This is a genomic window from Variovorax sp. 01T439_2, from assembly GCF_056398445.1.
This window is the reverse complement of sequence record NZ_JBFTPJ010000124.1, coordinates 1-9,134: the sequence shown is the minus strand read 5'-3', so window position 1 is coordinate 9,134 and position 9,134 is coordinate 1. Positions and strand designations below refer to the sequence as shown.

Annotated in this window: 10 protein-coding genes; 4 read left to right on the top strand and 6 right to left on the bottom strand. The window is 69.4% G+C overall.

The genetic code is table 11. The features are described 5' to 3' along the window. Nucleotides 1-335: 335 nt before the first annotated feature. A complete protein-coding gene (locus tag AC1DOC_RS08520; RefSeq protein WP_015866352.1) occupies nt 336-755 on the bottom strand; it encodes a CBS domain-containing protein in 420 nt (139 codons plus the stop codon). Nucleotides 756-986: 231 nt separating this feature from the next. Here AC1DOC_RS08520 and AC1DOC_RS08515 point away from each other — a divergent pair, with 231 nt between their 5' ends. Together AC1DOC_RS08515 and AC1DOC_RS08510 are read left to right on the top strand one after the other, a co-directional pair. Further along, nucleotides 987-1,493 (top strand): transcription elongation factor, encoded by a 507-nt coding sequence (locus AC1DOC_RS08515; protein WP_478129661.1) that lies wholly within the window; start codon nt 987-989, stop codon nt 1,491-1,493. A 14-nt stretch (nt 1,494-1,507) separates the two neighbouring features. After that, the gene (locus tag AC1DOC_RS08510) at nt 1,508-2,890 is read left to right on the top strand and encodes an NAD-dependent succinate-semialdehyde dehydrogenase (RefSeq protein ID WP_478080920.1); all 1,383 of its coding nucleotides are present in this window, start codon (nt 1,508-1,510) and stop codon (nt 2,888-2,890) included. A gap of 9 nt (nt 2,891-2,899) precedes the next feature. Here AC1DOC_RS08510 and clsB read toward each other — a convergent pair whose 3' ends face one another. The 4 genes from clsB to hmpA form a co-directional block, all read right to left on the bottom strand. Beyond that, nucleotides 2,900-4,141, bottom strand: a complete 1,242-nt coding sequence (gene clsB / locus AC1DOC_RS08505) for a cardiolipin synthase ClsB (RefSeq protein ID WP_418148292.1) — start codon at nt 4,139-4,141, stop codon at nt 2,900-2,902. A 22-nt stretch (nt 4,142-4,163) separates the two neighbouring features. After that, nucleotides 4,164-4,535, bottom strand: coding sequence for a response regulator (locus AC1DOC_RS08500; protein WP_369664612.1), 372 nt, complete (start codon nt 4,533-4,535; stop codon nt 4,164-4,166). A 157-nt stretch (nt 4,536-4,692) separates the two neighbouring features. Further along, complete coding sequence (locus AC1DOC_RS08495; protein WP_018906986.1) at nt 4,693-4,974, bottom strand: hypothetical protein; 282 nt, start codon at nt 4,972-4,974, stop codon at nt 4,693-4,695. A gap of 75 nt (nt 4,975-5,049) precedes the next feature. Continuing rightward, nucleotides 5,050-6,234, bottom strand: coding sequence for an NO-inducible flavohemoprotein (hmpA, locus tag AC1DOC_RS08490; RefSeq protein ID WP_018906985.1), 1,185 nt, complete (start codon nt 6,232-6,234; stop codon nt 5,050-5,052). A 138-nt stretch (nt 6,235-6,372) separates the two neighbouring features. Between hmpA and norR the strand changes: the two genes are divergently transcribed. Both norR and AC1DOC_RS08480 read left to right on the top strand, forming a co-directional pair. After that, the gene (norR, locus tag AC1DOC_RS08485) at nt 6,373-7,950 is read left to right on the top strand and encodes a nitric oxide reductase transcriptional regulator NorR (RefSeq protein ID WP_478080918.1); all 1,578 of its coding nucleotides are present in this window, start codon (nt 6,373-6,375) and stop codon (nt 7,948-7,950) included. A gap of 201 nt (nt 7,951-8,151) precedes the next feature. Next, complete coding sequence (locus tag AC1DOC_RS08480; RefSeq protein WP_478129660.1) at nt 8,152-8,424, top strand: hypothetical protein; 273 nt, start codon at nt 8,152-8,154, stop codon at nt 8,422-8,424. 54 nt (nt 8,425-8,478) lie between these two features. Here the strand turns inward: AC1DOC_RS08480 and AC1DOC_RS08475 are convergent. After that, a partial coding sequence (locus tag AC1DOC_RS08475) for a molybdopterin cofactor-binding domain-containing protein (RefSeq protein ID WP_478129659.1) occupies nt 8,479-9,134 on the bottom strand: 656 nt, incomplete at its 5' end.

Sequence of the window (9,134 nt, the reverse complement as noted above, 5' to 3'; positions counted from 1 at the left end):
GAGTTGGGTCTTGCTCATTGGGGGAAATCCTTTCGGCCGTGTTTGCAAGAGAGAGAAAGAGAAAGAAAGGCAGCGGCCGGCCGCTGCGCTTCAAAGGGGGACGTGGTGCGCCTTTCATGCCATGCGCCTTGCCCACGAGCCACGCTCATTGGCGTTTGCGCCGGCCTGTCCGGCCCCGTTCTCGTCGTGCTCGCTCGATTCCACATGAGCACCGTCGGAGCCCCGGAGGGGCGCACCACATCCAACTCCAGACTGCGCCGCCGCATCGCCCACTTCTGTCAGAGGGATGCGGGAGCGCTGTAGGAAATCGCCAACCTCGGCGCGGGCGCCAGTGCTCAGGCGGGCTCCGAGATCTCGCACAGCGCTTCGGCCGCGGGTTCGGACTCGGTTTCCCTGACTGCAAGGTCGCCCAGCGCCACGATGCCCACCAGGCGCTTGTCGCGGCTGACGATCGGCAGCCGGCGGATCTGGTACTCGCCCATGATCGCGACAGCGCGTTCGACCGGTTCGTCCTCGTAGGCCCAGCGGATCCGGTCGGACATCACCTCGCGCACCTTGGTGTCGGCGCCGCGGCCTTCGGCCACCGCGCGCACGGCAATGTCGCGGTCCGAGATGGAGCCGATCATCCGGTCGTTCGCGCCGACCGGCATCATGCCGAAGTCGCCGTCGCGCATCTGCCGCGCGGCCTCTGCAATGCTCGCATCGGGACTGATGACTTGCACGTCCCGGCTCATCACATCCTTGATCGTGTGCATGAGAAATCTCCTCTTCGGTTGAAAGGCCACGCGGCGGGTCCGGCCGAGGCGGCCGGCGCCGGGGCCTCGTGAACACTTTGCGAAAAATTGCCGCCTCCCCTCTGTAGGACTCGGCGCCCCACGCGCGTGATCGCCTGCATCGTCGAAGGCCTACATCGACGAGGTCGCGGCGCCCTACACCCGCGGTGCGCCAGCGGCCTAGAGTGAAATTTCAACTGCGGGAGATCCACCATGCCCGAGAAGAAAACCATCGAACGCGCCGAGCGCGACAAGCGCGAAGGCAAGGCGCCGACCACGCAGGCCGGCGAGTTCGTGCGCGAGGAAATCGAGCACATCCGYGAAGGCMGSCACGGGGCGCGTTCGCCCGAGCAGGCCATTGCAATCGGCTTGTCGAAGGCGCGCCGCGCGGGCGTCGACCTGCCCGTGCCCAAGAAGGGCACGGTCTCCGAGAAGACGCGGCGCAGCGCACAGCAGGCGCTGGAGGCCGGCGACAAGCCGGATGCCAAGGTGTCGCGCAAGCGCTCGCGCGCGACCATCGGCGCCCTGCAGCACGAAAGCCAGGCCGCGGCGTCCAGGCCGGCGCTGGCCCGGCATGCCAAGGCCGCGTCCAAGGAGCGCACCGCGGCAGAGCGCTCGGCAGCGGCGCGCAAGGCGGCGCGTACCAAGAGTCCCGCCGAGCGTTCGCATGCCGCCCGCAAGGCAGCGCGCACGCGGGCCGCGCACAAGGCCGGCAAGTGAGGGCAGGCAGCAAGATGACCATCGAATCCATCAACCCCGCGACCGGCGAGAAGCTCGAGGCCCATGCGGAAATGCCGCGTGCCGCGGTCGACGACATCATCGGCAAGACGCACGAGGCCTTCCTGGCCTGGCGCGGCACCTCGTTCGAGCAGCGCGCGCAGCACCTGCGCGAGGCGGCGAAGATCCTGCGCGCACGGTCCGGCACCTGGGGCCGGCTGATGGCGCACGAAATGGGCAAGCCGCTGCGCGACGGCATTGCCGAGGCGCAGAAGTGCGCGGCATGCTGCGAATTCTTCGCCGACAACGCCGCGCGGCTGCTGGCGCGCGAGCCGGCCGACACCGAGGCGCGCACGAGTTTCGTCACCTTCAATCCGCTGGGCGTGGTGCTGGCCGTGATGCCCTGGAACTTCCCGTTCTGGCAGGTGTTCCGGTTCGCCGCGCCCGCGCTGATGGCCGGCAATGCGGCGGTGCTCAAGCATGCGTCGAACGTGCCGGGCTGCGCGCTCGCGATCGAGCAGATACTGCGCGAGGCCGGCGTGCCCGAGCACCTGTTCCGCACGCTGCTGATCGGCAATGCGCAGGTTGATGCGGCCATCGGGCATCCGCTGGTGCGCGCGCTCACGCTGACCGGCAGCGGCCCGGCCGGAAGCGCGGTGGCGCGCAAGGCCGGCGAGATGCTGAAGAAGACGGTGCTCGAACTCGGCGGCAGCGATCCCTACCTGGTGCTGGAGGACGCCGACCTCGACCTGGCCGCCAGCGTGTGCACCAAGGGCCGGCTGGTCAACGGCGGCCAGAGCTGCATCGCCGCCAAGCGCTTCATCGTCGTCGAGCCGGTGCGGCGCGAATTCGAGCAGCGCTTCGTGCAGAAGATGAAGGCGGCGCGGCAAGGCGATCCGCTGGACATGGCGACGGAAATCGGCCCGCTCGCCCGGCACGACCTGCGCGACGCGCTGCACCGGCAGGTCGCGCAGAGCGTGCAGCGCGGCGCGCGCTGCCTGCTCGGCGGGCAGGTTCCCGAAGGCCCGGGCGCCTACTACCCGCCGACCGTGCTGACCGACGTCGCCAAGGGAATGCCCGCATACGACGAAGAGCTGTTCGGCCCCGTGGCCGCGGTCATTCCGGTGCGGGGCGAGGAAGAGGCCATCGCCGTCGCCAACGACTCGTCGTTCGGCCTGGGCGCCGCCGTCATCACGCGCGACCTGGCCCGCGCCGAGCGCATCGCGGCCGAGTCGATCGAGGCGGGCTGCGTGTTCGTCAACGAGGCCGTCCGCTCCGATCCGCGGCTGCCCTTCGGCGGCGTGAAGGACAGCGGCTACGGCCGCGAGCTGTCGGGCTACGGCATCAAGGAGTTCGTGAACATCAAGACGGTGTGGGTGGCTCAGGCCGGGCATCAGTGAACGCAGCGCTCAGCGGCCCAGCGGGGTCACGCGGGGCGCATGGCGCGGCAGCCATGCGATCCATGAGGGATACCACCGCAGCAGGTGAAAGACGACGAAGCTGCGCACCAGCCGCCAGCTGCTCCACTTGTCCAGGTCCGCGGCCCCGATCCGCTTGCAGTTGCGGTTCATGTGCTCGAGCCGCTCGGACAGCGCGCGATTGAACGCCGGGTCGTGCACGACCACGTTGGCCTCGAGATTGAGCGCCAGGCTCAGCGGGTCCAGGTTGCTCGAGCCCACGGTGCTCCAGCAGTCGTCGGTGAGCGCCACCTTGGCATGCATCGGCCGTTCGCAGTATTCGAAGATGCTCACGCCCGCCAGCAGCAGGTGGTGGTACAGCATGCGGGCCCCGATCCTGACGATCGGGATGTCCGGCTCGCCCTGCAGGATGAGGCGCACGTCGACGCCGCGCCGCGCCGCGTTGCGCATGTCCTGGATGAGGCGGTAGCCGGGAAAGAAGTAGGCATTGGCGATGACCACGCGCTGCCGTGCGCTGCGGATGGCCACGCGGTAGTGGCGCTCGATGTCGTTCGTGTGGCGCCAGTTGTCGCGGGTGACCAGGCACACTTCGGCTTCGCCGGCGCGCGCATGGCCGGTGGCGTGGCCGCTGCCTTCCTGCTGGCGCTCCGGCGGCGCGGGCCGATGGCTGCGCGCGCCTTGCTGCGCCTTCTTCTTGTCGGCGGCAACCGCACGCGCGGCGAAGCGATGGATCAGCTGCACGATCGGCCCGTTCAGTTCCACCGCATAGTCCTGCTTTGCCGTGGCGCCGAAGTCGAGCAGCTGATCGGCGGAGAAGTTGATGCCGCCCACGAAGGCGCAGGCATCGTCGACCACCACGATCTTGCGATGCATCCGGCGCAGCAGGTTCAGCCGCTGCCCCAGGATGCTGTGGCCCGGATCGAACACCCGGAGCCGGACGCCGGCCGCAGCCATCTCTTGGATGAAGGCCTCGGAGAGATCCGGTGAACCGAAGCCGTCGACCAGCAGGTCGATCCGGACGCCGCGCCTGGCCGCCTCGCACAGGCAGGCATGCAGTTGCGTGCCGACCTTGTCTTCATACAGGATGAAGGTCTCGATGAGCACCTCGCGCTGCGCGCGCCGCACCGCCTCGAACACGCGCGGAAAGAACTCCTCTCCGTTCTCCAGCAGCGAGACCCGGTTGCCCGGAACCCAGCGGGCACGGCCCAGGCCTCTGGCGGGAGAGTTCTTCATGGACGGCTGTCCGCACGCAGGCTCAGGGGGCCTGGTAGCCCAGGCAGTGCTCGAAAAAGGCGTCGAGCTCGGTGGACTTGTCGAACACCGCATCGGCGCCGAGCGCCAGGCAGCGGCGGCGCATCTCAGCGCTTGGATAGTTGGTGAGGACGATGACGTGCTGGTTGCTCGCGCGGCCCTGGCAGGAGCGGATGACCGTGAGGCCGGAACCTTCCTTGAGGAAGAGATCGATGACCGCGAGTTGCCAGGTGCCATGCTGCGCAAGCGCATCGATGGCGGCCTGGGCCGTCTCGGCGGTGGCCACCACACGGGCGCCGGCCAGCTCTTCGAGTGCGGGAATCAGGTTGTCCCGGATCGTCCGGCTGTCCTCGACAAGGATCGTAGTGAGCGGCATGCATACGCTTTCGGCGTCTGGAGGCTCTTGGGACATCGGAACGCAACCACCAATGCGGTCTTTGTACGGCCCGGCCCTGCTCGTCCTTGTAGGCAAGCTTCTCGACTTGGAGACGGTGCCCAGGAAGCGCGCCGCCGAAGCGCGCGCCGGGGCTTGCTCAGGACGCCTTGCGGTTGCTTTCGGTCTCCAGCGCTTCGGCGACCTTCTCGAGCAGATCGACCGATTTCGACAGCTTCTTCTCGATCTGGCCGGTCTGCTCGATCGCGCGGTCGAGGTCGTCGGTGCGCGTGTCCTCGGAGACGCCCTTGTCCAGCACCACGTGAACGACGGCGAGCTCGTCGGCGGCTTCCTCCACCGTTTTCTTCACCTGCTTGCTTTCGTCCAGCGCGCGTTCGACGGCGCGGCTGCTGCTGCTCTCGGGGGCGTTCAGGGCGGGCATTTGGGATCTCCTCGTGAGTGCACTTTCATCCTATACCCGCGAGGCCGGAGCGTCGACCCAACTGGGTAGCCCGCCTCATGCCTCCAGCGCCTCCAGCGGACCGAAGAACTCGTAGCGCAGCTGCTGCTTGGGCACGCCCAGCGCCAGGCCGCTCGCATACACCGCCTTCATGAAGGGCTTGGGGCCGAGGAAGTAGAGGTCGACGTCGCGGTCGGCCGGCAGTTGCTGCGCGAGCAGCTCGCGCGTGACGAAGCCGGTCGCATGCGGCCGGTCGGATTCGCGCGGCGCGTCGTAGACGTAGAGCGGCTTCACGTTGGCATGCCGGGCCGCCAGTGCATCGACGCGCGAGCGGAACGCATGGGCGCCGCCATGCCGCGCGGCGTGGATGAAGTGCACGGGACGGCCGGTGTGCGCCACCGACTCGAGCATGCTCATGGCCGGCGTGATGCCCACGCCGCCCGTCACCAGCACCAGCGGCCGCACGCGCTCGCCCGCGGGCTGCAGCACGAAGTCGCCGCAAGGCGCCTGCACACGCAAGACCGTGCCGACCCCGGCCTTCTCGTGCAGCCAGTTGGAGGCGCGGCCGCCCTCTTCCTGCTTGACGCTGATGCGGTAGAAGGGCTTGCCCGGCGCATCGGACAGCGAATAGTTGCGCCGCAGCGGCTCGCCGTCGATGTTCAGCACCAGCGTGAGGTACTGGCCGGGCGAGAACGCGAGCAGCGGGCCGCCGTCGGTCGGCTCCAGGTAGAAGGAGGTGATGACGTCGCTCTCCTGCTCGCGGCGCGCCACGCGGAACTCGCGCTCGCCGCGCCAGCCGCCGGTCTGCGCGGCGTTGGCGCGGTAGACCTCTTCCTCCGCTGCGATCAGCAGCGCCGCGAGCGATTGGTAGGCCTCGGCCCAGGCCGCGATGATCTCGTCGGTCGCGGCCTCGCCGAGCACGTCCTTGATGGCCTGCAGCAGGCAGCCGCCGACGATCGGGTAGTGCTCGGGCAGCACGCCAAGCGCGGCGTGCTTCTGGATGATGCGCGGCAGCGCGCCGGCAATCTCTTCGAGCCGGTCGATGTGCGTGGCATAGGCCAGCACCGCGCCCGCCAGTGCGCGGGCCTGGCTGCCGGCGGCCTGGTGCGCCTCGTTGAAGAAGGCCTTCACCTCCGGATGGCTCTCGAACATGATCCGGTAGAAGTGGCTGGTGATGGCCTCTCCGTGCGCCTGGAGCGCGGGAACGGTGGCTTTGACGATGGCGATGTTTTGCGGGGTCATCTGTGGCTTTCGGGGTCGGCAGTTGGGATGCTTTTCCTTCTCACGATCCGTGCCAGCTCCTGGCCCCTCGCAAGTGCCCGCCGCCACTGGGGATTTGCGATGCGTGGTCAAATTCGCAACAGGATCCATGTTGTATTTATGACCACAAACAGTGTCAGTTCGACCACAAGCGAAGCGGCTGCGGCCACCGAGGCGCAGCGCTACCGCTCGCTCCTTGCCGCTGCGCGCGGCCTCGTGCGATGCGATGCCGCCGCGCTGCTGCGGCTCGACGGCGACGTGCTGCGGCCGCTGGCCGTGGACGGCCTGAGCGACGAAACCCTGGGGCGGCAGTTCCCCGTGGCCTCGCACCCGCGCTTTGCCCGCCTGCTCGAGAGCGAGCGGGGCCTGCGCTTCGCGCACGACTGCGGCCTGCCCGACCCGTACGACGGCCTGGTCGCGGGCCAGCCGGGCATCCTGCCCGTGCACGACTGCATGGGCGCGCCGCTGCGCCTGCGCGGCGCCACCTGGGGCCTCCTGACGCTGGACGCGCTCGACGCCGGCACCTTCGAGGCCGTGGGCCCGGCGCAGCTCGACGCGCTGGTGGCGCTGGTCGAGACCGGCATCGAGGCCGCCCACACGATCCAGGAAATGGAAGCGCGCGCGATGCGCGAGCAGGCCGTGGCCCAGGCCCTGCGCTCGGGCCGCGGCGCCACGCGCGAGCTCCTTGGCAGCAGCCCCGCGATGAAGCAGCTGTGCAGCGAGATCGACACGGTCGCGGTGTCCGACCTCACGGTGCTGTTGCTCGGCGAGACCGGCGTGGGCAAGGACCTGGTGGCGCAGCGCCTGCATGCGCGCTCGCGCCGCAGCGACCAGCCGCTGGTGCAGGTGAACTGCGCGGCGCTGCCCGAGACGCTGGCCGACAGCGAGCTCTTCGGCCACAAGCGCGGCGCCTTCACCGGCGCGGTGCAGGACCGCAACGGCAAGTTCGAGATTGCCGATGGCGGCACGCTCTTTCTCGACGAGGTGGGCGAACTGCCGCTGACGGTGCAGGCCAAGCTGCTGCGCGTGCTGCAGAGCGGCGAGCTGCAGCGGCCCGGCAGCGACCGCACGCTGAAGGTCGACGTGCGCGTGATCGCGGCCACCAACCGCGACCTGCCCGCGGCCATCGCGCAGGGCCGCTTCCGTGCCGACCTCTACCACCGGCTCTCGGTCTATCCGCTGGTCGTGCCGCCGCTGCGCGAGCGCGGCCGCGACGTGGTGGCGCTTGCGGGCGGCTTCCTTGAAGAGAACCAGCATCGCCTGGGCGCGCGCAACCTGCGGCTGTCGCCGGCCGCCAAGGCCGCCCTGCTCGCGCACGGCTGGCCCGGCAACGTGCGCGAGCTCGAACATGTGATCAGCCGCGCGTCGCTGCGCGCCTTCAGGGAGCAGCGCCGCGGCGCGCGCTGGACGGCGATCGAGCCGCATCACCTGGCGCTGGAGGCTGCGGCGGCCGGCGGTCCGGCAGCGTCGCCTGCGCCACCTGCACCGGCGCCGGCAGGCCAGCACGCGGGCGTTGGCAGTGGCGGCGCCACGCTGCGCGAAGCCACCGAGGCCTTCCAGCGCGCCTGGCTCGCCGATGCGCTGGCGCGGCACCGCGGGCACGTGGCCAATGCGGCGCGCGAGGCCGGCATCGACCGCAGCAACTTCCACCGGACGCTGCGCAAGCTGGGCGTGCCGCGGCCGGAAAGCACGCCCTGAGCCCCTTGCATCCCATGCCGCGGGCATCGGCATACCCCAACGGTCCGCACAGCCACTCACCACTTTGTGGGAGTGTTAACAGTTACCAATCTCAACACAATGGCGCGAAATTTAGACAAACAATTACGCAACGTAGCTGCCTGGAGCTGAGAGGTTCCAGCGACAGACAAGCTCGGTGCCGTGAACCCTTTGGAGCTTGTCTTGCACAACCTGTTTTCAAGTTGCACGTGCGGCTTTRCCCACATGAAACGGCTCCAGCGGCGGCTGTGGATGCGCCTGTTCCCTTCGCTGCGGCTTTATCGCTGCGCCCAGTGCGGCCGCATGCAGCTTGCGCCGCGCCGGGCCGTCGAACAGGCGATCGCCACGCGGCTGGCCCAGGAAGCAACGCTTCGGCGGCCTGCGGAGCCGAGCCCGAATGCCGCTTTGGGTGGGCACATCGAGGAAGCCGAAGCTTCGCCGGCGCTGCGCCGTTAGGGCGCACACCGTTCCGTGCCCGCCCGGCTCAGTGCTTGCGCGTCGGGGTGCGGCTCATGCCGGTTTTGTGTCAGCCAGGTCGAACGGCAGCTGCCGCAGCGGTTTGCCCGTCAGTTGCGCGATGGCGTTCGCGAAGGCCGGCGCCAGCGGCGGCAGGCCCGGCTCGCCGATGCCCTTGGGCGGTTCCGCGCTCGGCACGATGTGCACGGCGAACTCGGGCATGTCGGTGATGCGCGGCACGGTGAAGTCGCCGAAGTTGCCCTGCTGCACTTCGCCGTCCTTCAGCGTGATGGCGCCGCCCGGCAGGCACATCGACAGGCCCATGACCGCGGCGCCCTGCACCTGCGCTTCCACGCTGCGCGGGTTGACGGCCAGGTTGCAGTGCACGCCGGCGGTGGCGCGGTGCAGCACCGGCTGGCCGTCCTTCACCGAAGCTTCCACCACATAGGCCACCACCGATTCGAAGGATTCGTGCACGGCCACGCCCCAGGCGCGGCCGGCGGGCAGCTGCTTCTTGCCATAGCCGCTGCGGTCGACGGCGAGCTGCAGCGCGGCGCGGTGGCGCGGGTGCTTGTCGCCGAAGAGCTGCATGCGGTAGGCCACCGGGTCCTGCCTGGTGCTGCGCGCGATCTCGTCGAGCAGGGTCTCCATCACGAAGGCGGTGTGGGTGGAACCCACGCTGCGCCACCAGAGCACCGGCACGTTGACCT